This window comes from Achromobacter xylosoxidans A8, from assembly GCF_000165835.1.
Taxonomy (GTDB): domain Bacteria; phylum Pseudomonadota; class Gammaproteobacteria; order Burkholderiales; family Burkholderiaceae_B; genus Achromobacter; species Achromobacter xylosoxidans_B.
Genome location: NC_014640.1, coordinates 459380 through 484083, shown reverse-complemented (window position 1 = coordinate 484083; position 24704 = coordinate 459380). Strand labels below are relative to the sequence as shown.

At 65.1% G+C, this 24704-nt stretch carries 25 protein-coding genes; 8 read left to right on the top strand and 17 right to left on the bottom strand.

All coding sequences use genetic code 11. The features are described from left to right. Window positions 1-64: 64 nt before the first annotated feature. From AXYL_RS02280 to AXYL_RS02250, 7 genes are all read right to left on the bottom strand, one after another. Window positions 65-757 carry an ABC transporter ATP-binding protein gene (locus tag AXYL_RS02280; protein ID WP_013391213.1) on the bottom strand — a complete coding sequence of 231 codons (693 nt, stop codon included), beginning with the start codon at window positions 755-757 and terminating at the stop codon, window positions 65-67. Beyond that, window positions 744-1514: an ABC transporter ATP-binding protein gene (locus tag AXYL_RS02275; RefSeq protein ID WP_013391212.1), complete on the bottom strand. Its 771-nt coding sequence runs from the start codon at window positions 1512-1514 to the stop codon at window positions 744-746. The genes AXYL_RS02280 and AXYL_RS02275 overlap by 14 nt, the downstream gene beginning before the upstream one ends. After that, the gene (locus AXYL_RS02270; RefSeq protein WP_041652124.1) at window positions 1504-2490 is read right to left on the bottom strand and encodes a branched-chain amino acid ABC transporter permease; all 987 of its coding nucleotides are present in this window, start codon (window positions 2488-2490) and stop codon (window positions 1504-1506) included. The genes AXYL_RS02275 and AXYL_RS02270 overlap by 11 nt, the downstream gene beginning before the upstream one ends. Further along, window positions 2487-3401: a branched-chain amino acid ABC transporter permease gene (locus AXYL_RS02265; protein ID WP_013391210.1), complete on the bottom strand. Its 915-nt coding sequence runs from the start codon at window positions 3399-3401 to the stop codon at window positions 2487-2489. Before AXYL_RS02265 ends, AXYL_RS02270 begins: the two co-directional genes overlap by 4 nt. Further along, window positions 3398-4582 carry an ABC transporter substrate-binding protein gene (locus AXYL_RS02260; protein WP_013391209.1) on the bottom strand — a complete coding sequence of 395 codons (1185 nt, stop codon included), beginning with the start codon at window positions 4580-4582 and terminating at the stop codon, window positions 3398-3400. The genes AXYL_RS02265 and AXYL_RS02260 overlap by 4 nt, the downstream gene beginning before the upstream one ends. Before the next feature lie 49 nt (window positions 4583-4631). Further along, window positions 4632-5543, bottom strand: coding sequence for a fumarylacetoacetate hydrolase family protein (locus AXYL_RS02255; protein ID WP_013391208.1), 912 nt, complete (start codon window positions 5541-5543; stop codon window positions 4632-4634). Between the two features lie 88 nt (window positions 5544-5631). Beyond that, window positions 5632-6756, bottom strand: coding sequence for a cupin domain-containing protein (locus tag AXYL_RS02250; protein WP_013391207.1), 1125 nt, complete (start codon window positions 6754-6756; stop codon window positions 5632-5634). A gap of 197 nt (window positions 6757-6953) precedes the next feature. Here AXYL_RS02250 and AXYL_RS02245 point away from each other — a divergent pair, with 197 nt between their 5' ends. Both AXYL_RS02245 and AXYL_RS02240 read left to right on the top strand, forming a co-directional pair. Then, window positions 6954-7199: a hypothetical protein gene (locus AXYL_RS02245; RefSeq protein WP_013391206.1), complete on the top strand. Its 246-nt coding sequence runs from the start codon at window positions 6954-6956 to the stop codon at window positions 7197-7199. Between the two features lie 216 nt (window positions 7200-7415). Then, a complete protein-coding gene (locus AXYL_RS02240) occupies window positions 7416-8375 on the top strand; it encodes a Bug family tripartite tricarboxylate transporter substrate binding protein (protein WP_013391205.1) in 960 nt (319 codons plus the stop codon). Between the two features lie 33 nt (window positions 8376-8408). Here the strand turns inward: AXYL_RS02240 and AXYL_RS02235 are convergent, their stop codons facing one another. The 4 genes from AXYL_RS02235 to AXYL_RS02220 all read right to left on the bottom strand — a co-directional run bounded on the left by AXYL_RS02235 (window position 8409) and on the right by AXYL_RS02220 (window position 12591). After that, on the bottom strand, window positions 8409-9329 hold the full coding sequence (locus tag AXYL_RS02235) for a LysR family transcriptional regulator (RefSeq protein ID WP_041652123.1): 921 nt from the start codon (window positions 9327-9329) through the stop codon (window positions 8409-8411). A 676-nt stretch (window positions 9330-10005) separates the two neighbouring features. Beyond that, window positions 10006-10755 carry an SDR family NAD(P)-dependent oxidoreductase gene (locus AXYL_RS02230; protein ID WP_013391203.1) on the bottom strand — a complete coding sequence of 250 codons (750 nt, stop codon included), beginning with the start codon at window positions 10753-10755 and terminating at the stop codon, window positions 10006-10008. A gap of 75 nt (window positions 10756-10830) precedes the next feature. Beyond that, a complete protein-coding gene (locus tag AXYL_RS02225) occupies window positions 10831-11730 on the bottom strand; it encodes an MBL fold metallo-hydrolase (protein ID WP_013391202.1) in 900 nt (299 codons plus the stop codon). Between the two features lie 27 nt (window positions 11731-11757). Then, a complete protein-coding gene (locus tag AXYL_RS02220; protein ID WP_013391201.1) occupies window positions 11758-12591 on the bottom strand; it encodes an alpha/beta fold hydrolase in 834 nt (277 codons plus the stop codon). A 383-nt stretch (window positions 12592-12974) separates the two neighbouring features. Between AXYL_RS02220 and AXYL_RS02215 the strand changes: the two genes are divergently transcribed. The 4 genes from AXYL_RS02215 (at window position 12975) to AXYL_RS02200 (ending at window position 16699) form a co-directional block, all read left to right on the top strand. Further along, on the top strand, window positions 12975-13976 hold the full coding sequence (locus AXYL_RS02215; protein WP_013391200.1) for a bestrophin family protein: 1002 nt from the start codon (window positions 12975-12977) through the stop codon (window positions 13974-13976). Between the two features lie 145 nt (window positions 13977-14121). Further along, window positions 14122-15000 carry an RNA polymerase sigma-70 factor gene (locus tag AXYL_RS02210; RefSeq protein WP_013391199.1) on the top strand — a complete coding sequence of 293 codons (879 nt, stop codon included), beginning with the start codon at window positions 14122-14124 and terminating at the stop codon, window positions 14998-15000. A 118-nt stretch (window positions 15001-15118) separates the two neighbouring features. Next, window positions 15119-15553, top strand: coding sequence for a cupin domain-containing protein (locus AXYL_RS02205; protein WP_013391198.1), 435 nt, complete (start codon window positions 15119-15121; stop codon window positions 15551-15553). Between the two features lie 141 nt (window positions 15554-15694). After that, the gene (locus AXYL_RS02200) at window positions 15695-16699 is read left to right on the top strand and encodes a LysR family transcriptional regulator (protein WP_013391197.1); all 1005 of its coding nucleotides are present in this window, start codon (window positions 15695-15697) and stop codon (window positions 16697-16699) included. Window positions 16700-16702: 3 nt separating this feature from the next. Here AXYL_RS02200 and AXYL_RS02195 read toward each other — a convergent pair whose 3' ends face one another. From AXYL_RS02195 to AXYL_RS02175, 5 genes are all read right to left on the bottom strand, one after another. Then, on the bottom strand, window positions 16703-17197 hold the full coding sequence (locus AXYL_RS02195; protein WP_013391196.1) for an Ohr family peroxiredoxin: 495 nt from the start codon (window positions 17195-17197) through the stop codon (window positions 16703-16705). A gap of 20 nt (window positions 17198-17217) precedes the next feature. Then, the gene (locus AXYL_RS02190) at window positions 17218-17973 is read right to left on the bottom strand and encodes an SDR family oxidoreductase (RefSeq protein WP_013391195.1); all 756 of its coding nucleotides are present in this window, start codon (window positions 17971-17973) and stop codon (window positions 17218-17220) included. Between the two features lie 9 nt (window positions 17974-17982). Next, window positions 17983-18462 carry a carboxymuconolactone decarboxylase family protein gene (locus AXYL_RS02185; protein ID WP_013391194.1) on the bottom strand — a complete coding sequence of 160 codons (480 nt, stop codon included), beginning with the start codon at window positions 18460-18462 and terminating at the stop codon, window positions 17983-17985. Between the two features lie 176 nt (window positions 18463-18638). After that, complete coding sequence (gene ligD / locus AXYL_RS02180) at window positions 18639-21167, bottom strand: DNA ligase D (protein ID WP_013391193.1); 2529 nt, start codon at window positions 21165-21167, stop codon at window positions 18639-18641. 2 nt (window positions 21168-21169) lie between these two features. Next, window positions 21170-22093 carry a Ku protein gene (locus AXYL_RS02175; protein WP_013391192.1) on the bottom strand — a complete coding sequence of 308 codons (924 nt, stop codon included), beginning with the start codon at window positions 22091-22093 and terminating at the stop codon, window positions 21170-21172. Between the two features lie 193 nt (window positions 22094-22286). Between AXYL_RS02175 and AXYL_RS02170 the strand changes: the two genes are divergently transcribed. Further along, the gene (locus tag AXYL_RS02170; protein ID WP_013391191.1) at window positions 22287-23420 is read left to right on the top strand and encodes a DUF3182 family protein; all 1134 of its coding nucleotides are present in this window, start codon (window positions 22287-22289) and stop codon (window positions 23418-23420) included. Then, on the top strand, window positions 23407-24165 hold the full coding sequence (locus AXYL_RS02165) for an alpha/beta hydrolase family protein (RefSeq protein ID WP_041652119.1): 759 nt from the start codon (window positions 23407-23409) through the stop codon (window positions 24163-24165). Before AXYL_RS02170 ends, AXYL_RS02165 begins: the two co-directional genes overlap by 14 nt. Before the next feature lie 56 nt (window positions 24166-24221). Here the strand turns inward: AXYL_RS02165 and AXYL_RS02160 are convergent, their stop codons facing one another. Further along, a complete protein-coding gene (locus AXYL_RS02160; RefSeq protein WP_013391189.1) occupies window positions 24222-24401 on the bottom strand; it encodes a hypothetical protein in 180 nt (59 codons plus the stop codon). Window positions 24402-24704 lie beyond the last annotated feature (303 nt).

Sequence of the window (24704 nt, the reverse complement as noted above, 5' to 3'; positions counted from 1 at the left end):
CGGGCCGGCAGCGGCGTGTATCCGTCCCCGGCTGCCGAGCCGTGATCCACGCTCCATGGTCTGCTCATATGCCCAGGTAACGCTGCGCCAGCTCGGGCTGGGCGGACAGTTCCGCGGGCTGCCCCGACCAGGCCACCCGCCCCTTGTCGACGATGTAGTGGCGGTCCACCAGCGTCGCCATTTCAGGCAGGTTCTTGTCGATGACCAGGATGGTCTGGCCTTCGCCCTTGAGCGCCCGCAGGCAGCGCCAGATCTCCTGCCGGATCAGCGGCGCCAGCCCCTCGGTCGCTTCGTCCAGGATCAGGAGCTTGGGATTGGTCATGAGCGCGCGGCCCACCACCAGCATCTGCTGCTCGCCGCCGGACAGGGTCCGCGACGACTGTCCGCGCCGTTCCTTCAGGCGCGGGAACAGCGTGTAGACGCGTTCCAGGTCCCATCCGCCCGGCGCGGCACGCGAAGTCGCGACCAGGTTCTCCTGCACCGTCAAGGATCCGAACACCCTCCGGCCTTCCGGCACCAGCCCCACGCCCAGCCGCGCCACGCTGCTGGGCGCGGCGCGGCCCAGCGTGCGCCCGCGGAACTGCACCGCGCCGCCGGTGGCGGGCAGCATGCCCATCAGGGTCTTGATCGTGGTGGTCTTGCCCATGCCGTTGCGCCCGATCAGCGAGATCACCTCGCCCTCGCTGGCCTCGAACGACATGCCGAACAGGACCTTGCTGGAACCGTAGCCGCCGGTCAGCCCTTCAACCTTCAACATGTTCTTCTCCCAGATAGGCGGCGCGCACCTCCGGATGGCGGCGCACCTCCTCGGGCGAGCCGCTGAACACCACCCGGCCGTAGACCAGCACGCTGATGCGGTCGGCCAGCGCGAAGACCGCGTCCATGTCGTGTTCCACCAGCAGGATGCCGTAGTCGCCCTTCATGCCTTGCAAGAGCCGCGTCATGCGCGCCGATTCCTCGGGTCCCATGCCGGCCATGGGCTCGTCCAGCAGCAGCAGGCGCGGCGCGCGCGCCAGCGCCACCGCCAGTTCCAGCTGCCGCTTCTCGCCGTGCGCCAGGTCGGCCGAACGCACGTGGCGGCGGTCCTCCAGCCCCACGTGCGTCAGCCACTGCATGGCCTCGGTCTTCAACGCGGCGTCATGGCGCGGGTTGGACCAGGCCTGGAAGGCGCGTCCGCTCTTGAGCATGCGCGACAGGATCACGTTCTCCAGCGCGGTGTACTCCTGGCACAGCTCGGTGATCTGGAACGAACGTCCCAGCCCCAGGCGGGCGCGCTCAAAGGCGCGCAGCGCGGTCACGTCCTGTCCGTCCAGATGGATGGTGCCGGAGTCCGGCCGGATCTCGCCGCAGATCTGCGCGATCAGGGTGGACTTGCCCGCGCCGTTGGGGCCGATGATGGCGTGAATCTCGCCGGCGCGCACGTCCAGGTCCACGCCATTGGTCGCGACCACCGCGTCGAAGGCCTTGCGCAGCTGCGTCAGGCGCAACAGGCTGGCGCTTGCATCAGTCGGCATGGCGTGTCTCCAGCAACTTGCCGAACAGGCCCTTCTCGCCCCACAGCACCACCAGCACCAGGATGGGTCCCATGTACAGCAGCCAATGCTCGGTCAAGGACGACAGCATCTGCTCCAGCCCCAGGAACACCGCCGCGCCCGCGATCGGCCCCAGCAAGGTGCCCACCCCGCCCAGGATCACGATGGCCATGAGTTCGCCGGACTTGGTCCAGGCCGCCATGTCCGGCGTCACCAGCCCGGCATAGTTGGCCCACAACACCCCGGCCAGGCCCGTGCCCATCGCCGACAGCACGAAGGCGCTGAGCCGGTATGGCGTGGGCGCCACGCCCAGGTTGATGGAACGCCGCTCGCTCTGGCGCAGCGCCTGCAGCACCATGCCGAAACGCGAGTTGGTCACGCGGATGCACAGCAGCGTCCAGAGCGTCAGCAGCGCCAGGCACACATAGTAGAAAACCATGGGGCTTTCCAGATTGATGCCCGGCAGCTCATTGCGCTGCGGAATCATCAGGCCGTCGTCGCCGCCGTAGAACTGCAACGACACCAGCACGAAGTACACCATCTGGCCGAACGCCAGCGTGATCATGATGAACTGCACGCCGCGCGTGCGCAGCGCCAGATAGCCGAACAGCCAGCCGGCCAGCGCGCACACGATGAGCGCTATCGGCCACACCACCAGCGCCGCGTTGCTGCCGGCCCAGCCGAAGATCGGGCCGGCCTCGGCCGTGTGGAAGGCGATGATGCCCACCGCGTAGCCGCCCAGCCCGAAGAACATGGCGTGGCCGAAACTGACCATGGCGCCGTAGCCGATCACCAGGTCCAGGCTGACCGCGGCCAGGCCGTAGATCAAAAAGCGCGTCACCACGCCGATCAGAAAGGGCGAGCCCGATGCCAGCGCCGCGGCCGGCAGCAGGATCAGCACCACCAGGCCGCCCAGGCCCCAGCGGGCGCGGTTCGTAAGTGTGTATGCCATCTTCATCCTCGCGCCGGGAACAGCCCGCCCGGCTTGGCGATCAGCACGATCGCCATCAACACATAGATGCTGGCCGACGCCATGCCCGCGGCCAGCGGGTCCGCCGTGGCCGGCGAAAACATGGTCGACAGCAGTTGCGGCAGGAACGCGCGCCCCAGGCTGTCCACCATGCCCACCAGCAAGGCGCCGGCCAAGGCCCCGCGCACCGAACCGACCCCGCCGATCACGATGACCACGAAGGTGGTGATCAGGATGCGTTCGCCCATGCCGATTTCCACCGCCAGCAGCGGCGCGGCCATCACGCCGGCCAACCCGCACAGCAGAGCGCCCAGGCCGAACACCAGCGTGTAGAGCTTGCGGATGTCTATGCCCAGCGCGTCGACCATCTCGCGGTCGTCGGCGCCGGCCCGGATCAGCATGCCGATGCGCGTGCGGTTGACCAGCCACCACAGGCCCACCGCCACCAACGCGCCAATGGCGATGAACGACAGGCGGATCAGCGGATACTGGAATCCCGGCGCCAGCGTCACCGCGCCTTCCAGGAAGCTGGGAATGCCCACCAGCGGCGGGCGCCGGCCGAAGATCAGGCTGACCGCTTCGTTGGAGAACAGCAGCAGGCCGAAGGTGGCCAGGACTTGATACAGGTGGTCCCGCTTGTACAGCTTGCGTATCACCAGCACTTCGACCGAAATGCCGTACAGGCCCGCCCCCAGCAGCGCCGCCAGCACGCCCGCGAGGAACGAGCCGGTGGTGCCGATGGCGTACGCGGCGCAGTACGCCCCCACCATGTAGAACGAGCCGTGCGTCAGGTTGACCACCCCCATGATGCCGAAGATCAGCGTCAGTCCGGCCGCCAGCATGAACAGCATGGCGCCGAACTGCAGCCCGTTGAGCAGCTGTTCAAACAGGAGCGTCATGACGGCATCTTGCAGAATTGCGCGTAAGCGTCCTTGTCATCGGACACCAGCTTGCGGACCAGGTGCGGCGACAGGCTGCCGTCGGTGCCCTTCTCGATGCGCATCAGATAAAGATCCTGGATCGGATGCTGGTTGGTGTTCATGCTGAATTTGCCGCGCAGCGACGTGAACTCGGGCTGGCGCAGCGCGGCGCGGAATTCCGCCGCCTTGGACAGGTCGCCGCCGGTGGCCTTGAGGCCCGCGCCGATCAACTGCGCGGTGTCGTAGGCCTGCATGGCGTAGTCCGTCGGCACGCGGCCGTAGGCTTCCTTGAACGCCTGCACGAAGGCTTTCGATTGTGCGTTGTCGAAGTCCTGCGACCAGATGCCGGTGATGTAGGCGCCGGCCGAGGCGTCGCCCGTGGCCTTGATCATGCGCGCGTCCATCGAGAAGCTGGGCATCAGCATCGGGATGCTCTTGTTCAGCCCGGCCGCCGCATATTGCTTGACGAAGTTGATGCCCGTGCCGCCCGGATGGAACTGGTAGATGGCGTCGGGAGCCAGCGAGCGCAGGCGCGCCAATTCCACCGAGAAGTCCGATTGGTCGAGCTTGGTGTAGATCTCGGCCACCACCTCGCCCTTGTAGGTGCGCTTGAAGCCTTCGATGGCATCGCGGCCCGCCTGGTAGTTGGGCGCCAGCAGCACGACCTTCTTATAGCCCAGTTCGTTGGCCGCTACGCCGCCAGCCGTGTGGAAGGCGTCGTTCTGGTAGGACGCGACGAAGTAATTGGGATCGCACTTTTCGCCCGCGAAATTCGACGGGCCAGGATTCAGGCTGACGTAGAACGCGCCCGACTTCACCACGCTGGGCACCACCGCCGCCAACACGTTGGAGAAGTTCACGCCGGTATAGAGCTTGACGCCCGATTGCAGCAGGCGGTCGGCCGCCTGCTTGGCGTTGGCGGGCTTCAGGCCGTCGTCCTCGATCACCAGCTGCACCGGCACGCCGCCCAGCTTGCCGCCGCCCTGCTTGATGGCCAGGTTGAAGGCATCGCGCTCGTCTTCGCCGATGTAGCCCGCCGGCGTAGACAAGGTGGCGATGAAGCCGATCTTGACCGGTTCCGCGGCCTGGGCCGCCCCCATGGACGCCGCGGCGCCCAGCGCGACGGACAACGCGCCGCCCAGTATCTGTTTCTTGATCATGTTTTCCCCTTGGAGACTGCGTTGCCCGCCGCCCCGGCGGCTGGGTGTTTTAAACGGCCACCACCGGATGGCGCAGCGTGCCGATGCCTTCCACGCAAGCCACCACCACGTCGCCCGGCCACAGCCATTCCTGCGGCTTGCGGCCCGCGCCCACGCCCTCCGGCGTGCCGGTGGCGATGATGTCGCCCGGCTCCAGCGTGATGCCCGCGCTGATGTCCGATATCAGGAACGGCACCTTGAACAGCATGTGGCGCGTGTTGGAACCCTGCTTCTTCTCGCCGTTGACCGTCAGCCACAGGTCCAGCACCTGCGGATCCGGGATCTCGTCGGCGGTCACGATGCAGGGGCCGAAGGGCGCGTAGGTGTCCTGGCCCTTGGAATAGATCCACTGGCCGGCTCGGCGGCAATCGCGCGCGCTCATGTCCAGCATGACGCTGTAGCCGAACACATAGGACAGCGCATCGGCCTCGGCCACGCGCGAAGCGCGGCGGCCCATGATGACGGCCAGCTCCACTTCCCAATCCAGCTGCTGCGTGATCTTGGCGTTGTGCTCGATGGCGTCGCCCGGGCCGATGACGGTGGTAGGCGGCTTGGAAAAGATCACCGGCTGCTTGGGCAGGTCGGCCGAGGTATCCAGCGTGCGGCTGGATTCCGCCACATGCTCCACGTAGTTCAGGCCGATGCCGAAGATGTTCTTGCGCGGGCGCGGGATCGGCGCCAGCAGCTTGACGTTCTCTTGCGGCAGCGCGCTGCCCACGGGCCAATTGCCGCGATAGGCTTCCATCAGCTTGCTGGCCTGCGCCACGGCCACGGGCCCCAGGTCGATGAAGGCCAGCATGTCGTCGGGCAGGTCCACGCCGCCGGCGCGGCCCAGCAGGGCCAGGTCGATCACATAGCCTTCGGCCAGCGCGCCCAGGCGGGCAGCGGCGGTGGGATGGGCGCGAAAAGTCACCAAGCGCATAGGAACTCCATAGATTCAGAACGAGTTGAGTCAGGCGCGCGGACAGCGCCCGCGCGGCGGATAAAAATTCGATAGGGAACGGGCAGCGCTAGATCAGCACTTGGTGGCCGTCGTTTTCCTTGACCGCTTCTTCGCGGTAGAGCGCCAGCGCGCGCATTACGGGCAGGTCGTTGAAGCTGAACAGACAGGCGTCGTCGTTGGACGAGAGATTGACGTGTTCGTGGATGGCCCAGGAAGGCACGCAGAAGATGTCGCGCTCGGTCCAGTCATAGCGCTTGCCGTCGATGATGGAGTAGCCGCTGCCCTTGGCCACCTGGTAGATGAAGCTGCCGGTGTGGCGATGGGCCTTGGTGTGCTCGCCGGGCCGCAGCAGCTGCATGCTGGCGCCGATGGTAGGCATGACCGGACCGCCCGTGGCAGGATTGACGTATTCGAGCAGGATGCCGTCGTAGGGACTGCCGGCGGTGGTGCGCGCATAGCGGCGCAGCGCCTCGTAGGTCGGCTCCCATTCGTACTTGAAGAGCGGCGAATACGGCTTGGTCCAACCGGACACCTGGGGCCGCAGCGCCGCGTTGGCCCAGGCGGCGGTGGTGTCGTCCACCGGATAGGTCACGGTCTGGTTCAGGTCGGGATGCACGGCGTAGAAGCCGGCTTCCATGGCATTGACCAGCGGAATGTCCAGGCCGTCCTGCCAGATGCAGGTGGTGCCGTCCTCGGCCACGCCATGCTCGTGCCAGGTGCCGTTGGGGGTCAGCACGAAATCGTTCGCGCCCAGCGTCATCTTGTGGCCGTCGACCACGGTGAACGCGCCCCGCCCTTCCATGATGAAGCGCAGCGCCGAATGCGAATGCTTGTGGGCGGAAGCCAGCTCACCCGGCTTCATCACCTGCAAGCCCGAATACAGCCAGCCCACGGCGGCGGCCACGTCGCGCCGGCCCGGGTTGTTCAGATAGATCACGCGGCGGCCGGCCTCTTCGGGCGAAACCAGCTCGGAGGAGCGCAGCACATGGCCGCGCAGGTCCTGGTAGCGCCACACCACCGGCACCGAGGCCGAACGCGGCGCCCAGGGCTCGATCTTGTTCGCCACCGTCCAGAGGGCGCCGGTTTCCAGGCGCGCCAGCTCCTGGTAATAGGCGATCAGCTCGGGCGAGTCGGCCACATTGGCGCGGCCTATGGTCTCCTCGCGGTACGCGTCATAGCGGTTCGCTTCCATCCCTTGCCTCTTTTTATAAAAATATAAATATTTTCGAAAATAATAGAGGTGAGTCGCAAATCGGGCAACGAGCGCGCGCTAGGTGTTTTCCCAGGGCGATTGAAAATTATTGGCGCGACGTCAAACAATACTGTACAAAAACACAGTACAACGTGATACATTTCGCTCGCCTAAAAACTGTCGTCCAGGAGAACCCTGTGTCCGAAGCTGCCCATCTCGTCCAGTACATCGTCGTTCCCTACCGCGCCGCCGCCAATGGCGTCGCCCCTGGCGAGATCCGTCCCGCCAGCAGCGAGTTCGGCGCCATACGCATCGCAAACTCCATGGCCTCCAAGTTCGCGGGCGTCGCCGCCTACGAAGTGCTGATCGACAAGGAAACCGGCGACATGGAATCGCCGCGCATCCTCATGCAGATCGGAACCGTGCCGGCGCTGGACGATTGAACACAATGCGCCGCCGGGCCGCACGCCGCCCGGCTCACCGTCACTCGTCCTCATCGCGGAAGCCGGGCTATAGATTTTCCTTGGTCGGTATGAACTTTTATTAGCTTCACCGGTGAACAGCAATGCGGCAGGATTCATGCCTTCGAGCGGTCTTCCTTCCCATTCTTCCCACCAAGAAGCAGCATGATTCGCCGACTTCCCTTGCGGTGCTCCGCCATGGCCGGGCTCTTGTCCGTTGCTTGCGCCCTGCTGCCTGCGGCGCGGGCGGCCGAGCCCTCCGACTGGCCCACCAGGCCCGTGACGCTGGTCGTGCCTTTTCCTCCTGGCGGAGGCAATGACGCCGTTGCGCGCCAGATCGCGGGTCCCACCGGCCAGGCGCTGGGACAACCGCTGGTCATCGACAATCGGCCGGGAGCCGGAGGCACCATAGGCTCCGCGGCCGTCGCCCGGGCCCGCCCCGATGGCCATACGCTGCTGCTCTGCTCCACCAGCAGCCTGGTCGTGGCTACGGCGCTCTACCCCGACCTGCCGTATCGCGTCGACGATCTGGTCCCCGTCGTCCACATTGCCAATACGCCCATGATATGGGTCGCCGATCCCGGCGCGCCCGCTTCCAGTCTCAAGGAATTCATCGCGGCGGCGAAGCAGGCTCCCGGCAAATACAGCTTCGCCTCGGGCGGCAGGAACACCATGCCCCACCTCGCCGGCTTGGCGGTCAAAACCCGCCATGGCCTGGACATGCTGCATGTGCCTTACCGCGGCTCCACGCCCGCTTATGGGGATCTCGCCACGGGGCGAGTGAACCTGATGATGGACAGCATTGTTTCGGCGCTGCCCTTTGTCGAGTCTGGCCGCGTCAAGGGACTGGCCGTCAGCATGGCTCAGCGCATGCCCCAGCTTCCGTCCGTACCGACTTTGGCCGAACAGGGCCTGGACGACTTGAACTTCATGGGCTGGGTCGGCATTTGCGCGCCGCGCGATACGCCGCCCGAGATCACCGCCAAGGTCGCCCGCAGCGTGCAACAGGCCTTGGCCGAACCGGGGCTATTGGAAACTCTCGCCAGGCAGATTGTGGAATCGGTAGGCGCAGGCCCCGAAGCGTTTGCGCGGACAATCGCGCACGATGCCCTGGTGTGGCGGCAGATCATCGCGGCGTCTCGCGCAGAACAAGATTGACGCCGCGCAGCCACTGAATCCATGACCGGTTCGTCATTCCGCAAGCGATGGATCTTTCAACAAGCCGTTCGAAACCTGCCACGCAACCTCGCAGATGCACTCGGCCATGGCGGCGCGCAGCGGAATCGAGGGCTGATCGATGTACGAAGCAAAGTAGGTCTGGTTCGGAAACGGCCTGGAGAACGGGATCGGCAACAGCTTGCCCGAATCGAGTTCATCGCGAATGAGTTCAATCGGCAAGACCGCGTATCCGGCGCCCGCGCGAACCAGGCGCAACATGACCGAAAACGACCTCACCACGATCAGCTTGAAGCCTTGCATCTGGGGCGCTGCAAAGTACGTGGCAATAGCGGAATACGCCAGCGAATCCACCGGATAGCACAACAGAGGCAACTGCTTCAACCGGTCCAGCGACGGTTCGATATCGCGGGCCATCAGGCTGGGACTGTAGACCCAGCTGTACTCGAGCTCGAGCAATTTCCGGTTGACCACGGTCGGCTCTTCGATGCTGCCCAACAGCAGCCCTATGTCGAGCTGCCCCTCAAGCAGTTGCTGGCGAATGTCGGTGCTGGTCAGCGACTGCAAATGCACCGTGACGTTGGGCCATTGCCTGGCCAGCGTCGCGACCATGGGTTCGAGGATCGCTTGCGCGACTGTCCCGCTAAGGCCGATGCTGATCTGGGAAAGTCTGGCGTCGGTGGTCGCGAACCTGCCGGTGAATGCTCTTGCATGAGCCAGCAGTTCTTCCGCAGGCTCGAGCATTTCCAAGCCGACGGGCGTCAAACTCAGTTGCTTGCCTTTTTCCCGCACAAATACTCTGACCCCCAGCTCTTCCTCGAAGGCCGCTATGCGAGCCGAGACGGCCGCCTGCGAAGCGTGGAGTTCTTCCGCGGCCAATGTCATTTTCTTGAGCCTCGCGGCGCGGACAAAAGTTTCGAGAAACCGGAGATTCATGCGTGGATATCCTAAGCCTGAGACACAACCCAGTCCGCAGCTTGCGCCAGGACGATCCCGGTCCGACCCGGGACGGATGGTCAGAATCTAAAAGGGGACTGGGCTTCCATTGCTGCGATGCAGCACGTCACGCTACCGGATTGCCGAGCGAGGGCTGAATCAGGAAGAAATGGAAGGGCCTTTAACCCCTTTTTTCTTCACGGCTCGCAGACGCTGGTACTGGCCTGCAGGCCTGAATGCAAAGCGGGAGACGAGGCTCCCGCTCATAATCCCAAGCGATTGATTTTAACGAATTTTCTTAGTTTTACGCAGTAAAAGCCCCTATCAAAACTTCGTGTTTTTCCGGCGTGCTTTGATCTTGTGACACTGCGCCAATCGAACTGAGACTATAAAATTTGATAGGTGCAATACTCCGCATGCTTCGGTGCAACAAAATTCCACGTTATTGCTATTGCTCCACCGTGCTTATGCTGCGTGGGATCATGTATTTACCTGCGCGTGCCCGCATGGTTTCCCAGGCCAGCCAAGCGGGAATCGTTGTCCCGATATTTAATAATCGGCAATAAAAAAACGCGGCCTATATTCCAAATTCATCACGCGCACAGGCAAGCAAACGTATCCAGAACCGGCGTCTGCCGTTGCCCAAACCCTGCTCCGCGTGGCGCTGATGGACCTGCTAAGTCAGCGCGATGCCGCCGTCGACGCGCAGATTTACCCCAGTAATGAAACTGCTGTCATCCGACGCCAGAAACAACGCGGCGCGGGCGAGCTCGGACGACTGGGCCAGCCGTCCGAGCGGAATCAACGAGGCCATGCCCTGCTCGAACGCGGGGCGATGCGCTTCGGCCACGCCGAGCTTTTCCAGAATCGGCGTATCGGTAGGGCCTGGGCTCAGTACATTGACGCGAATCCTCCTGGACTTGAATTCCAGCGCCCAAGCACGCGCAAAGGCTTCGACGGCCGCCTTGGAGCCGGCGTAGACCGCATGGTTTTCCAGCACCTTGGCGCTGGCGATGGAACTTGTGACGATGATGGAGCCGCCGTCGCGCATCAGCGGCAGGACGCCGGTGACGCCGAAGAAGACAGCACGCGTGTTGGTGCCGAACTGCGCGTCATAGCTGCCTACGCTCACGGCCGCAGAGGGTTCGATGTTGTTCATCCCGGCGTTGGCCATGTAGATGTCGACCGCGCCGAACCGTTCCCGGACCTCCGCCGCCAGCGCGGCGTGCGTGGCCAGGTCGGCAACGTCCCCCACCACGCCGAAGGCGGCCGCGCCAAGTCGCGCCACCGCCGCGTCGACGGCCTGCCGCCTGCGCCCAAGGATCGCAACGCGCGCCCCTTCGGCGATGAACGCTTCGGCCGCGGCGTAGCCGATGCCGCTATTGCCGCCGGTGACGACGGCGGTCTTTCCCTGTAGTTTGCCCATGATTTTCCTTCGCGGAGATGGACGCCAGACGACACGGCATGACGCGTCGTCTGGCATACGCGCGTATCGACGCGCTCAGAAATCCCAGATGACCGGTACCCAGCGAAACGCGTCGCCGTCGACCGCCACGCGGCCCACCGAGGGAAACGGCAAGTGCGCTGCAACCAGCAGCCCGCGGTTCCGTGCCAGCTCCTGGAACAGGCCGATACGGACGCGGGCCGATTCCTCGGGGTCGTGTTCGAAGCCGTTTTGCCATTCGGGATGGTCGAATGCAACCGGGAACATCGCGTCGCCGGCAAAGGTCAACCGCTCGCCGCCCGAGACCAGATCGACCACGCTATGACCCGGCGTATGGCCGCCGGTCATACGCACAATGACGCCCGGCGCCACCTCATGCCGGTCCTCGAAGAGACGCAGCTGGTCGCGGTACTCGTTGTAAAAACTGGTGGCGGTCGACTTCAGCACCGCGGGCACCGGCTTGGGCATGACGGTGTGCGAGAAATCCGGCGAGGTCCAGAACGCCACTTCGGTCGCGCACACATGGATGCGCACGTCGGGACGCAAGCGTTCCTTGACGCCCGGCACGAGCAGCCCGCCCACGTGATCCATGTGCATGTGGGTGATGATCACGTCGGTCACGGATTCGAGCGCGATGCCCGCGGACTCCAACCGCTGGGGGAACATGCCGGCGCGCGGAAAGCCTGCGAACTGCCCGCCCAGCCCGGCATCGATGAGGATGGTCTGATCGCCGCTGCGGGCCACCATCACGTTCAGCGGCCAGTCGAACGCGTCGGGAGGCATGAACATGTGCTCCAGCCACGCCGCGAGATCGGCGGGGTCGGCATTGGTGGCCATCGTTGACGTTGGCAGCGGCAGCACGCCGTCGCTCACGACCAGGGCGTCGATGTCGCCGATCTGCACCGCGTAGCGCGACGGGACCAGATCGATGGATTCGGCATTTTCTATGGCAAACATGGCGGTATCTCCAGAAAGGTGCGTCGCTCAAGCGGTAGCGCGAATGAAGGCGAGCAGGTCGGCGTTGATGCGGTCCTGCATGGTGGCGGTGAGGCCGTGCGGCGCGCCGGGGTAATAGATTTCCTTGGCGTTTTTCACCAGGCGCGCGGCTTTCTTCGCCGCATCGTGCACTGGCACGATCTGGTCGTCTTCGCCGTGCATGAACAGGGTCGGCACGTCGATATTCTTCAGGTCCTCGGTGAAGTCGGTCTCGGAAAACGCCTTGACGCATTCGTAGGCGTTCTTCTGGCCGCTTTGCATGCTCCACAGCCAGAACTGGTCCAGCATGCCTTGCGAGACCTTGGCGTCGGGACGGTTGGCGCCATAGAAGGGGATGGCCAGCTCCTTGTAGAACTGCGAACGGTCGCTCGCCACGCCGGCGCGAATGCCGTCGAAGACCTCGAGCGGCAAGCCTTCGGGATTGGCGGCGGACTGCAGCATCACTGGCGGCACCGCGCCGATGAGCACCGCGCGGGCCACGCGCTTGCTGCCGTGGCGGCCGATGTAGCGCGCCACTTCGCCGCCGCCGGTGGAATGGCCCACCATGGTGATGTGCTTCAGGTCCAGCGCCTCGATCAGTTGCGCCAGGTCATCGGCGTAGCCATTCATGTCATTGCCGGACGACGGCTGCGACGAACGTCCGTGGCCGCGGCGGTCGTGCGCGATGACGCGAAAGCCATTGTTCGCCAAGTAGTGCATCTGCCCGTCCCAGGCGTCCGCGTTCAGCGGCCAGCCGTGAGAGAACGTGACGACGGGACCGTCGCCCCAGTCCTTGTAATAGATCTGCGTACCGTCATTGGTGATGTAGGTATTGCTGGTCATGGTGGTGCTCCGGTTGGATTGAGCGTTGCGGCGGCTTCGGCGTGGATGACGAAGTAAGGGCATGCTAGGTCTGCGGCCAGGTGCGCGGTAGGCACGCGAGCGGAAGCACGCTGTTGTGTGACGCGCACCAATGAGCCTCGCTGCGCGGCGGTGCGCGTCGCGCAGGCACGGCCACGCCATCGGCAGCGCGTCGGCGTGGCGCTCCGGGGAGCCTGCAAACGGATTGGTGTCGCGCGGACAACACCATGCGTCCTTGCATGGCCCTACCGCCTCTTGAACGGCGCGCTTAGCATCGCTACACCCACATATCTCTGGACGTGCGGCTGCGCCTCAGACGAGCAGCCGCGCACCGACTGGACGCCCACGGGCGCGGGACCGACATCATGCATCTGGGAAAATCCTATCGCCTGGGCGAGTTCGTGATCTGGACCCGCAGAAAAATCTACGTGTTGCTCGCGCTGAGCCTCGCGCCTGCGCTGCTCTACCAGGTGGCCGGCCTGAAATGGCTGACGCTGCCCTTGTCGGTGGTATCGCTGCTGGGCACCGCCACCACCTTTGTCGTCGGCTTCAAGAACGTGCAGACCTATGCGCGTACGGTCGAAGCGCAGAAGATCTGGATGAGCATCGTCAGCGCCAGCCGCTATTGGGGCGTGATCAGCCGCAACTATGCCGGCGACGCCGAGCGCGGCGCGGCATTGGTGCAACGGCATCTGGCCTGGTTGACGGCGCTACGCTACCAACTGCGCGAGCCGCGCGTATGGGAGACCGTGGCCAGTCGCCCCAATGCCGAGTACCGCAAGCAGTATGTGATTCCGGAGCGCGCCGAGCCTTTGGAGTCCGCACTGTCGCGCTACCTGCCGGCGCAGGACGTCCCGGTCTTGATGCACGCCGATGACAGGGCCGCGCAGCTGCTTGCCATGCAGGGCCGGGCCGCCCGCGGCTTGCTGGATGCAGGCGCCATCACCGCAGCCGAATACGCCGATCTCAACAGCCGCATCCGCGAGCTCCTTGATCTCCAGGGGCAGGCAGAGCGCATCAAGAATTTTCCGTATCCGCGCCAGTACGCCATCATCAACACCCTGTTCGTGCGCGCCTTCTGCGTCGCGCTGCCGTTTGGCCTGACGGGCCAGTTCGCCCTGCTCGGCCAGGATGCCGGCGGCATCATGCAAGGCCAGATGGCATGGCTGGCGGTGCCGTTCAGCGTGATCATCTCGTGGATCTACACCTCGCTTGAGCAGGTCGGAGAAAGCACGGAGAATCCCTTCGAAGGCAGCGCCAACGATGTGCCCATCAGCCGCCTGAGCGCGATGATAGAGCGCGACCTGGCGCAGATGGCAGGCGACGCCGATCTGCCGGCGCTGCCCGTCGCGATGATCGCGCTGTAGGCGGCGCAGCCCGCTGCCGCCGACTGCGCGGAGCTGCCCGCCCGGAGCTGCCCGCCCGGCGATTTTCACGCTTGTCCTGCCTGGACTGCTGCGGCAAAATAGCCTGCCTCCCGCCCCCCTTCCTCCCCAGGCGTTGGCCTACCCCATGACCGGCTCCGTGACCCTGTTCGACCGCCATCGTCCTCGCCTGTACGCGATCGCCTACCGCATGCTGGGTTCGGTCGCGGAAGCGGAAGACGTGGTGCAGGACGCGTGGCTGCGCTGGCATGGCGCCGACCGCTCCTCGCTTGAGAACCCCGAGGCCTGGCTCGTCACCGTCACTACCCGTCTGTCCATCGACAGTCTGCGCGCCGCCAAGGCCGAACGGGAGAACTACGTGGGCGTCTGGCTGCCGGAACCCATGCTGATGGCCGCGCCATCCACGCCCGAACAGATCCACGAACTTGCCGACGATGTTTCAGTAGCGTTTCTGTTCATGCTGGAGCGCCTGTCGCCGGACGCCCGCGCGGCCTTCCTGATGCGTGAGGTGTTCGACGCCGACTACGAGGACATCGCGCAGACCCTGGACAAGACCCAGGCCGCGGTCCGGCAACTGGTGCGGCGCGCCAAACAGCAATTGCGCCAGGGTAGCCCGCGCGAGGCCGTGCCGCGCGCAACGCTGCAGCGGCTGCTGCAAGCCTTCGCCGACGCGATGCAACGCAGCGACTTCCACGGCCTGCACGCGCTGCTGAGCGACGACGCCGAGCTCATCGGCGACGGCGGCGCCAAGGTCAGCGCCTTCGCCAGCCTGGTGGGCGGCAAGCGGCTGGCGCAGCTGTTCTACGCCGGCAAGCGCCGCTACCGCGACGCGCTGCGCACCGAGGTGGTCCAGGTGAACGGGCAATGGACGCTGCTGCGTTTCATCGACGGCAATCTGGAATCCGTGCAGTCCTACGAAACGGACGGCAAGCGCCTGACCCGGGTACTGGTGCAGCGCAACCCAGACAAGCTCGCGCGCATCGCGGCCGCCCTGGCGCAACGCTGACACCGGTTGCGCCGGCTTTGGTGCATGGCGGGCAACATGGTGATCCCTGGCGCGGGCCTACCGCCTCGCCGCCCGCGCTTCTACGATGGGCCTGTCACCACTCCGACCAGGACAGGCCATGTCGAACCTCACCAAACTCACGTTGTCTTTCATCGCCGCCGGCGCGCTGCTGGGCCAACCCGCCCATGCCGCATCGCACCACGGGGCGCCTGCCGGCAAGCCGGCCGATCCCATCGTCACCGAAGTGATGAACAAGGATCTGCCGGACATCCCGGGCAGGGATGCGGTGATGCTCGTCGTCGACTATCCGCCCGGGGCGGCCGATCCCCTGCATCGCCACGACGCCTCGGCCTTCGTCTACGTGCTCGAGGGCAGCATCGTCATGCAGGTCAAGGGCGGCAAGGAAGTGACGCTGACCCCGGGCCAGACCTTTTACGAAGGGCCGGACGACATCCACACCGTGGGCCGCAACGCCAGCCAGACCAAGCCGGCCAAGTTCGTGGTCGTGCTGATCAAGAAAAAGGGAGCCCCCGCCCTGATTCCCATTCAATAAGGGACGGACATAAGCTCCATCCTGGCCAGTCCCGGACACAGCATGCCCGGGGCTGGCCAGATTTTTTCCGGGCCGCGTCACAAAAACGTCCCGCGCAACGTCTTAGAGGGTAGGATCAACCAACTCCGCGGCGCTGCCACCATGCCCACATCCCTCCCAGCCCCCTCGGTTACCCCTCCCGCCAACGGACCGGACTCGCTGGCCGACAGCTTCGCCACCAGCTACGCCGGCGTCATGGCCTTCATGGCCGTCGCCGTCGAAGGCAACTTCGCCAAGGCCGGCGACCGGCTGGGCATAGGCCGTTCGGCAGTCAGCCGCAGCGTGCAGAAGCTCGAGGACCAGCTGGGCACCCGGCTCTTCGTGCGCACCACGCGCAGCACCTCGCTGACCCCCGAGGGCCAGCGCTTCTACGAGCAATGCCATCCTGGCGTGGAGCGGATCATCCAGGCCCTGGACGACATGCGCGAGCTGCGCGAGGGCCCGCCTTCCGGCCTGGTGCGCGTCTGTTCCACCGTGGGCTTCGGCCGCAAGGTCGTGGCGCCCCTGCTGAATGACTTCCGCAAGGCCAACCCGAACATCTCGGTGGAACTGCTGCTGGATGACGGCCCGACCGACTTCACCACGGACCGTGTCGACGTATCCTTCCGCAACGGCCGCATGGAAGACAGCCAGGTAATCGCCAAGAAGGTGATTCCCATGCAGATGATGCTATGCGCGTCGCCCGACTACGCCGCCAGGCACGGACTGCCTCTCAGCGTCGACGAACTCTCGCGCCACGGCTGCGTGAATTTCCTGCTGGCATCGGGACGCGTATACGAATGGGAATTCAAGGTCGGCGGCCATCTGCGCAAGTTCGCGCCGCCCGCCATGCTGACCTTCAACGATGCCGATCTCGTCCTGCAGGCGGTGCTGGACGGCCATGGCATCGCGCAGATGGCGGGCTATCAGGTCTGCGAACACCTGCGCGCCGGCACGCTGGTCGCTTGCCTGCCGCAATACGCGCCCGACGACCGCGGCCACTATCTGTGCTTTCTCAGCCGCCAGCACCTGCCGGCGCGCATGCGCGTCTTCATCGATTTCATGACCGAACGCATCCGCGCGCAGGACCTGCAGATCATCGACAGCCTGCTGTTGAAGCAGGCTTGAACGCTATTGGGTCAGGGCGACCACGCTGTGGATCCCGCCCTGGGCCATCTTGGAGTATGGGCACAGGCGTTCCGTATTGCGCACCAGCTCTTCGGCGATAGGCGTGGGCACGCCCGGCAGGTGGATGTTGACGTCCGCGGTCAACGCAAACAGGCCGTCGACGGGGTCGCGGCCGAACGAGATGGTGGCCGTGACCGAAGCTTCCGGGATGGCCAGCCCGGCGCGTTCCGCCAGCATCGCGAGCGCGCCGTGGAAGCATGCCGCATAGCCGGCGGCGAACAGCTGCTCGGGATTGGTGCCGCCGCCCGTGCCGCCCAGTTCGACCGGCAAGCGCAGCTCCACGATCAGTTCGCCGTCATCCGAGATGGCCATGCCGGAGGCTCGCCCATGGGCGGCCTCCCCACCCCGCACCGTCACGCTGGTGGTGTACAGGGGATGGAAGTCCCCGCCTCGGTACTTTTCCAGGAGGCTCTGGGGAGGAGGCCGCAGTTTGCTCATGAACGTCCTTGTGTTCGCCGCTACTTTCTTGCGCCCGAACGGCTGAACCAGGTTTCGAAGTCGATCTTGCCCAGGCGCGGGCCAGCTCCCGGCACCAGAGTTTCATCTTCGAGCAGGGCGCCGAAATAGCGCGCGCCGGCGTCTGCCCGCACGCTGCGCGTGTCGCCGATCTTGGCCATGTAGCGTTGCACCAGGTCGGCCAGGCGCACCCGCTCGGGGCCGGCGATTTCCACGATGCCGTTCACCGGCGGCGCCAGCGTGGCATCGGCCATGGCCAGCGCCACGTCGTCGGAAGCGATCGGCTGGACGAAGGCCGGCGACAGCCGCACTTCCGTGCCTTCCGTCCCCGACTGCACGATGCCGCCCAGGAATTCGAAGAACTGCGTGCTATGCACGATGGTATAGGGGATGCCGCCCGCCACGATCAGTGCTTCCTGCGCGATCTTGCCGCGGAAGTAGCCGCTTTCGGCCAGACGCTGCGTCCCGACCACCGACAGCGCGACGTGGTGGCGCACGCCGGCGCGGGCCTCCGCCGCCAGCAGATTGCGCCCCGAGGTCTGGAAGAACTCCAGCACGGCGCGGTCCTCGAACGACGGCGAGTTGGCGACGTCGACCACCGTGTCGACGCCGGCTAACGCCGCATCCAGGCCTTCGCCAGTCATGGTGTTGACGCCGGTGGCGGGCGATGCGGCTATCGCCTCATGGCCGCGCTCATTAAGCAGTTTGACGAGTTTGGAGCCGATCAGGCCCGTGCCGCCGATAACCAGGATTTTCATGATGGTTCCTTAGTTGAACTTGGCGCGATCCAGGCCGTATGCCTTGTCGGCCGAACCGGGCACGGTGCGGAAGCCCACGTTGAGACGGTTCCAGCCATTGATGGCCATGACCGCGAAGCTGAGGTCCGAGATTTCCTTTTCGGACAATTGCGAGCGCACGCGTTCATAGATGTCGTCGGGCACGCCCTGCGCGCCCAGCGTGGTCAGCGCCTCGGTCCAGGCCAGGCAGGCGCGCTCGCGCGGCGAAAACTCGCCGGATTCTCGCCAGATCGCGACATGGTGCAGGCGCAGTTCTTGCTCGCCGTGGATCTTGGCGTCCTTCACGTGCATGTCCAGGCAGAAGCCGCAGCCATTGATCTGCGAGGCGCGAATTTCGACCAGGCGCAGGATCGGCTGCTCGATCGCGCCGGACTTCAAGAGCATGCCGAACTCGACGAATTTCTTGAACAGTTCGGGCGATTGCGCATAGGCGTTCAGACGTTGACTCATGGTGACTCCCTAGATTGGTTGACAGGTGCAGGCTGGGTTGGACCGGGTGCGGTACGTGCCTGAACTACGCCCAAATCGTAGGGCCGCGCGGAGAGCGGCAGAAGACCTGCCAAGGGGACCATGATGTTGCCTCGATGGCAACAATGGTCTGTAGCAGCGGACTGCCGTCCTTCAGTTCAAGATCGCAGCTCGACCCCGAGCTGCTTCATGGCCCGGCCGATCGCCTGCGGCGCGTAGTCGTCCCAAGGCTCGTTGCCCGCGTCCAGGCGGGTGTGGATATTGGCGATGGTCCATTGCGCCGACCCTTTCAGCCCGTCCAGTTCATCCCAGCGTACGGGAACGGACACGCCCAGGCCGGGCCGGGCGCGCGCCGACCAGGCCGCCACCGTCGTAGCGCCGAAGCCGTTGCGCAGATAATCGGCGAATATCTTGCCCACGCGATTCTTGGGGCCGCTTTTGGCGACGAACAGCTTTGGCAGGGTTTGCGCCAGATGGCGCACCATGGCTTCGGAAAAGTCCTTCACGGCATCCCAGCCGTATTGCTTGCGGATGGGAACGACCACATGCAGGCCCTTGCCGCCGCTGGTCTTCAGCCAGCCGCGCAGGCCAAGTTCCTGCAGCAGCACGCGCACCAACTCCGCGCCCTGCTGGACCGTGGGCCAATCCACCCCTTCCCCGGGGTCCAGGTCGAACAGCATCCGATCCGGCTTGCCGATCGAGGTCTTGAGCGCGTTCCAGGTGTGGAACTCCACCACGTTCAGCTGGGCAGCCGCGAGTATCGCCGCTACGTTCGAAATTTCCATCAGGGAGGGGTGCCCCGGATAGAGACGTTCGGGCAGCGCGGTCACCCCCGGGATAGGGGATTCCGAATGCCGCTGGAAGAAATGCTCGCCCTGGATCCCCGCGGGCGCCCGGACAAAGGAGACCGGCCGGCCGCGCAGGTGCTCCATCATCAGGGGCGCCACAAGCCCGTAGTAGCGGGCCAGGTCTAGCTTGGTCGCCCCGGAGGATGGATCTATCACGCGGTCGGGATTCGATAGCTTCATTCCTTTCGAGGGTTTTGCTGCGCCCCCTGCCTTGGCCTTGGCAGTGCTGTTGCGCGGGGAGAGCTTTTCGGCTGGCATGGCGACCTCGCGAGTGATCTTCTTCGGTGGTTTGTCGGTACGCAACCCCCGGAAAGTCGAATGGCGTACATGGCCGTCGCCGGTCCACTCCCCGAAAGAGACCTCTCCGATCAAGGTGGGCTGGACCCAATGGACCTGCTTGAGGGCGCGCGGCTTGCCTTGGGTCAGGGCGCTGGTTTTCTGCTCGATGCTGGCCAGTTTGCGGTGCAGGTCGAGCAAAGTCCTGTCGTCGAAACCAGTGCCTACGTTGCCGGCGTAGCGCAGGGCTCCATCAGGCTCATGCACCGCCAGCAGCAGCGCGCCAAAGCCCTTGCGGCTGCCCTTGGGTTCGGTATAGCCCACGATGACGAACTCCTGCCGCTGGGTGCACTTGAGCTTGATCCAGTCGTCCGTGCGGCGCGACACATAGGGCGCGGACAGGCGCTTGCCGATGATTCCTTCCAGGCCCAGCTTGCAGGCCGAGGCGACCAGGTCCGCTGGCGGCTTGTCAAAGGCCTCGCTGAACTTCACATGCTTGCCCTTGCACCTGGCAATCACCTGCCGCAGCAGATCCCGGCGCAAGCTGAGCGGCTCGTCGCGCAGATCGCGCCCCGCCACATAGGGCAGGTCAAAGGCGTAGAACACGATATCCGCGGTACCCGCGGCATCGAAGGCGTTCTGCAAGGCCTGAAAGCTGGGCACGCCTTCGCGCGTCAGCACCACGATCTCTCCGTCGATCCAGGCATTGGCAATCTCCAATGCCGCCAGTTCCTGGGCCAGGCGCGGCATCCTGGCCGTCCAGTCGTGGCCGTTGCGCGTGTACAGCTTCACGCTTCCGTCCTCCAGCCTGGCCAGGATCCGGTAGCCGTCGAACTTCATTTCATAGGACCAGTCGTCCGCGCCCCGCGGCACACCGTCAACCAGGGTGGCCAGTTGAGGTTTGAGCGACGCGGGCAGCACAGCGGCCTTGCCGGGCAAGGCCGCGACAGCTTCAACCGCCTTGGCAGCGCGAGCTTGCGGCTTGCTGCGCGCAGCCTCCGCCTTCTTCTTCGCCCTCAGCGGCACCACGCTGTCCGGCATCTCATCCACGACGCTGAAGTCCTGGTCCTCCCGCGCGTATTCGTCGCTCTCCTTGATCAACAACCAGGGCGGCTGTCGATCACTTTCTTTGCCCTTCATGCGGATCAGCGCCCAGCGCCCGCGCAGTTTCACGCCCTCGAGCGTGAATTTCAGATGGCCCGCCTTGTAGCCCTTCCGGGGATCGCCTATTGGAGTCCAGCGCCCCTCGTCCCAGATGATCACCTTGCCGGCCCCATACTGCCCCTTGGGGATGGTGCCTTCGAACTGGTTGTAGGCGATGGGATGGTCTTCGACCTGCACGGCCATGCGCTTGACGGAGGGATCGAATGACGGCCCTTTCGGCACCGCCCAACTCTTCATCGCACCGTCCAGCTCCAGGCGGAAGTCATAGTGCAGATGGCTGGCCCAGTGCTTCTGAATCACGAACACCAGGCCTGCGTCGCCGGACTCGCCGCCCTCGGGCGGTTCGGGCGTGACGGCGAAATTGCGCTTCTCGCGGTATTTCTTGAGACTGTCCGCCATTGCTAGGCCGCCTTTTTCGCCTGCCTGGCGCTCTTAGCGGCCTTCTTCGCGGGCGCCTTCTTCACAGCGGCGCTGCGCGGCGCAGATTTCTTCGCGGGCTTGGCCTCGGCCTTGGCACGCCCCTTGGACGTCCCGCCGCGCAGGCTGCGTTGCAGCAGCTCGGTCAGGTCGATCACGTTATCCGCATACGCCGGCGTTTCCTCCTGCGGCTCGATCACGGTTTCCGTCTTGCCCGCCTTTACCTTCTGCTCCACCAACCCCATGATGGCCGCCTTGAATTCGTCCTGGTAGTCCGCCGGGTCCCACTCGGCCGACATCTCTTCCACCAGCATCTTGGCCATCTTCAGTTCGGACGCGCTGGGCGACATGCTCTTGGCGCCGGCCTTGGGCAGGTCCAGGCCCTCCACGGACTTCACGTCATCCCCCCAACGCATCAGATTCAGGACCAGCGCGTCCCCCATCGGGATCAGCGCCGCCAGATGCTGCTTGGTCTGGATCACGACCTTGGCGATGCCGATCTTGCCGCTCTGGACCAGCGTGTCGCGCAGCAGCGCGTAGACCTTTTGGCCCTTGTTGATCGGGGCGACATAGTAGGGACGTTCCAGGTAGACGAACGAGACTTCGGCCGCCTCGACGAATTGCTGGATTTCAATGGTCTGGGTGGTGCGCGGATAGGCGTCCGCTATCTCGTCGGGCGAGATGATGACGTACTGGCCGTCCTCGTACTCGACCCCTTTTACGATGTCCTTGGATTCGATTTCCTTGCCCGTGCGCTTGTTGATGCGCTTGTAGCCGACGGGGTCCATGGACCTGCGGTCGAGCCAGTCGAAATCCACGCCCGATTCCGTCGTGGCGGTATGCAGGCCCACGGGGATGTGGACCAGGCCGAAGGAGATCGCGCCTTTCCAGATGGTACGCGTGGCCATGAGCATTACTCCCTGGTGATGTGCGCGCGGCCTCGCCGTTTGGTCCAGATGCTGGCTTGGCAACCAGGACTCCGGCGAGACACTCGAAGCAGCAATTTCCATGCCCGGGGCCACGTCCGCGCCCATGCACGGCACCGCCGTTTCCCCGGAACGCCCTTCCCGCGCAGGCACGCCGCTTGCTGGACTGCCTGCCATGACATCCGCAACCCATCCCCGCACGGCGGGCATCGTGGCTGCCTTCCCCCGGCGCGCCCATGCCTCCGAACACGAAGTGGCTTCGCTGGACGCCCAGGCTTCCCGCGTGGCCGCGCTGCTGGGCAGGCGGTATGTGCCTGACTACCGGCCCAGCCGCCAACGGGGTGGACCCACGCCCTATTATGTGCCCGATCGCAGTCTGGTTGGAATGGCGCGCGCCGCCATCCTGGGCATCACCGGCGAAGCGGACCTGTATGGCGGCGTAGCGCCGCATGCGTTCGTGGCGACGAAATCCATCAGCCACGGGCTGGTCGGACCACAGGCCCGGCGCCCGGCCGGCTGGGCTGCCACGCTGGCAGACGCGCTGCGCGGCGTGGTGCTGGAAGGCTATACCGCCTTTTGCCCCGAAGACGCCCTGGCGGCAGGCCAGCGCCTGCTCGAGCGCGGCCCGATACGCGTGAAGCCCGTGGACGCCACGGCCGGGCGCGGACAGGTGGTGGCCAGGGACCTGGACGCACTGCGGGCAGCCCTGGCGGAACAATCCCCGCGGGTGATGGAACGGTTGGGCCTGGTGCTTGAGGAAGATCTCGAAGAGGTCGACACCTACAGCGTGGGCTGGGCCAAAGTCGGCGAGATCGAAATCGCCTACGTCGGCACGCAATCGCTGACCGACGACAACCAAGGCCGCCCGGTCTACGGCGGATCCGAATTGCGCGTGGCGCGCGGCAGCTTCGACGCTCTGCGCGCGCTGGACCTCGGCGACGACGAGCGCCGCGCCATCGACCTGGCCTGCCGATATGACGCGGCGATCTGGGCGGCCTATCCGGAATTGATCGCGTCGCGGCGCAATTACGACGTGGCGATCGGACGCACTGCGGATGGCGCCGCGCGCGCCGGCGTGCTGGAACAATCCTGGCGCGCCGGCGGCGCCAGCCTGGCCGAGCTTGCGGCCATGCAGGCATTCGCGCTCTCGCCCGCGTTGATGGAGGTGCGCGCCGAAACGCGCGAACGTTATGGCGCGGGTGAACCCCTGCCCATCGCGCAACGGCTGGTGTTCCATGGCGTAGACAGCGCCATCGGCCAGATCAGCAAATCGGGAGGCATCGTGGAGACGGAAGATGGCGGCGCATAGCACCCCGACGGCTCTGGAGGTTGATGACGTTAAGCTGGAGGCGACCTTTCTCACTCCAGAAGACAAGGTGCCCGGCGTGCTGTTCATCCACGGCTGGGGTGGCAGCCAGGAATTCGACCTGTCGCGCGCCAAAGGCATCGCCGCACTGGGCTGCGTCTGCCTCACCTTCGATCTGCGCGGCCATGGCGGTACGCGTGCCCAGCAACTCCAGGTGACCCGCGAAAACAATCTGCGCGACGTGGTGGCAGCCTATGACAGGCTGTCGCTCCATCCGTCGCTGGATTCCGGCTCGATCGCGGTGGTGGGCAGCAGCTATGGCGGCTACCTGGCCGCCCTGCTCTGCACCCTGCGCCGCGTGCGTTGGCTGGCGCTGCATGTGCCCGCGTTGTACCGCGATGACGAATGGTTGGTGCCCAAGAACCAGCTCAATCGCGACACGCTGCGCGCCTACCGCAGCGCCTACGTGCCGCCGGAGGAAAACCGCGCCTTGAAGGCCTGCACCGAGTTTTCCGGCGACGTGCTGCTGGTGGAGGCGGAGAACGATATCTACATCCCCCACTCCACCATCATGAGCTACCGCTCCGCCTTCCGCCGATCTCACTCCTTGACCCACCGGATCATCGACGGCGCCGACCATGCGTTGACGGAAAAACCCGCGCAACGTGCGTACACCTCCATCCTGGTCAACTGGGTGACGGAGATGGTGACCGGCGCCCGCATGGGAGAGGGGCGCACAAGCATCTGATGACGGGCGCCAAACAGGACGGCACGGCGGGCAGCCATGCCGTCCGCTCACTGCGCTCACTGATAGCGATTCGCCTTGGTCACAGACTTGGAACTGCCGAGCGCCGCTGGCCGGCCAATAATGCCCGGCTTTTTCCCGAGGGCTCCCCCGCTGACCTGGTGGGTTTCCTTGGCGTTCAAGGGCCGGATCCGTTGATCGACCGTACCCTGTTGCCCTGCTTGCTCCGTTTTCTTCATGTCCGTCTCCCGCTTCGTGCTGACGAAGTAAGCCGCGCCAGCGTCGGCCGAGTATCAAGGGGGGACGACACTGGTCCACGTCCCTGCGGACAGGAGCGTCGGCGCCCCACCCATTGAAAGACTCGATGCGGAAAGTAGCAGGAGGCGGGCGGCGGCGAATCGGTCTTTGGTCGTAGGTCCGCACGCGCATTCGCTCCCCTTGCAGCCGGCACGACGGCAATCCGGAAGCCACGCGGAATTTCCATCCCTACGACTAAAGACCGATGCGCCTGCACCGGTGCGCTGCTACTGTCCGCCCCGAGC

What these genes read in the sequence shown, in the direction of transcription:
- AXYL_RS02280 (WP_013391213.1), bottom strand. Translation starts at nt 757, where the DNA reads ATGTTGAAGGTTGAAGGGCTGACCGGCGGCTACGGTTCCAGCAAGGTC.
- AXYL_RS02275 (WP_013391212.1), bottom strand. Translation starts at nt 1,514, where the DNA reads ATGCCGACTGATGCAAGCGCCAGCCTGTTGCGCCTGACGCAGCTGCGC.
- AXYL_RS02270 (WP_041652124.1), bottom strand. Translation starts at nt 2,490, where the DNA reads ATGAAGATGGCATACACACTTACGAACCGCGCCCGCTGGGGCCTGGGC.
- AXYL_RS02265 (WP_013391210.1), bottom strand. Translation starts at nt 3,401, where the DNA reads ATGACGCTCCTGTTTGAACAGCTGCTCAACGGGCTGCAGTTCGGCGCC.
- AXYL_RS02260 (WP_013391209.1), bottom strand. Translation starts at nt 4,582, where the DNA reads ATGATCAAGAAACAGATACTGGGCGGCGCGTTGTCCGTCGCGCTGGGC.
- AXYL_RS02255 (WP_013391208.1), bottom strand. Translation starts at nt 5,543, where the DNA reads ATGCGCTTGGTGACTTTTCGCGCCCATCCCACCGCCGCTGCCCGCCTG.
- AXYL_RS02250 (WP_013391207.1), bottom strand. Translation starts at nt 6,756, where the DNA reads ATGGAAGCGAACCGCTATGACGCGTACCGCGAGGAGACCATAGGCCGC.
- AXYL_RS02240 (WP_013391205.1), top strand. Translation starts at nt 7,416, where the DNA reads ATGGCCGGGCTCTTGTCCGTTGCTTGCGCCCTGCTGCCTGCGGCGCGG.
- AXYL_RS02235 (WP_041652123.1), bottom strand. Translation starts at nt 9,329, where the DNA reads ATGAATCTCCGGTTTCTCGAAACTTTTGTCCGCGCCGCGAGGCTCAAG.
- AXYL_RS02230 (WP_013391203.1), bottom strand. Translation starts at nt 10,755, where the DNA reads ATGGGCAAACTACAGGGAAAGACCGCCGTCGTCACCGGCGGCAATAGC.
- AXYL_RS02225 (WP_013391202.1), bottom strand. Translation starts at nt 11,730, where the DNA reads ATGTTTGCCATAGAAAATGCCGAATCCATCGATCTGGTCCCGTCGCGC.
- AXYL_RS02220 (WP_013391201.1), bottom strand. Translation starts at nt 12,591, where the DNA reads ATGACCAGCAATACCTACATCACCAATGACGGTACGCAGATCTATTAC.
- AXYL_RS02215 (WP_013391200.1), top strand. Translation starts at nt 12,975, where the DNA reads ATGCATCTGGGAAAATCCTATCGCCTGGGCGAGTTCGTGATCTGGACC.
- AXYL_RS02210 (WP_013391199.1), top strand. Translation starts at nt 14,122, where the DNA reads ATGACCGGCTCCGTGACCCTGTTCGACCGCCATCGTCCTCGCCTGTAC.
- AXYL_RS02205 (WP_013391198.1), top strand. Translation starts at nt 15,119, where the DNA reads ATGTCGAACCTCACCAAACTCACGTTGTCTTTCATCGCCGCCGGCGCG.
- AXYL_RS02200 (WP_013391197.1), top strand. Translation starts at nt 15,695, where the DNA reads ATGCCCACATCCCTCCCAGCCCCCTCGGTTACCCCTCCCGCCAACGGA.
- AXYL_RS02195 (WP_013391196.1), bottom strand. Translation starts at nt 17,197, where the DNA reads ATGAGCAAACTGCGGCCTCCTCCCCAGAGCCTCCTGGAAAAGTACCGA.
- AXYL_RS02190 (WP_013391195.1), bottom strand. Translation starts at nt 17,973, where the DNA reads ATGAAAATCCTGGTTATCGGCGGCACGGGCCTGATCGGCTCCAAACTC.
- AXYL_RS02185 (WP_013391194.1), bottom strand. Translation starts at nt 18,462, where the DNA reads ATGAGTCAACGTCTGAACGCCTATGCGCAATCGCCCGAACTGTTCAAG.
- ligD (WP_013391193.1), bottom strand. Translation starts at nt 21,167, where the DNA reads ATGGCGGACAGTCTCAAGAAATACCGCGAGAAGCGCAATTTCGCCGTC.
- AXYL_RS02175 (WP_013391192.1), bottom strand. Translation starts at nt 22,093, where the DNA reads ATGGCCACGCGTACCATCTGGAAAGGCGCGATCTCCTTCGGCCTGGTC.
- AXYL_RS02170 (WP_013391191.1), top strand. Translation starts at nt 22,287, where the DNA reads ATGACATCCGCAACCCATCCCCGCACGGCGGGCATCGTGGCTGCCTTC.
- AXYL_RS02165 (WP_041652119.1), top strand. Translation starts at nt 23,407, where the DNA reads ATGGCGGCGCATAGCACCCCGACGGCTCTGGAGGTTGATGACGTTAAG.
- AXYL_RS02160 (WP_013391189.1), bottom strand. Translation starts at nt 24,401, where the DNA reads ATGAAGAAAACGGAGCAAGCAGGGCAACAGGGTACGGTCGATCAACGG.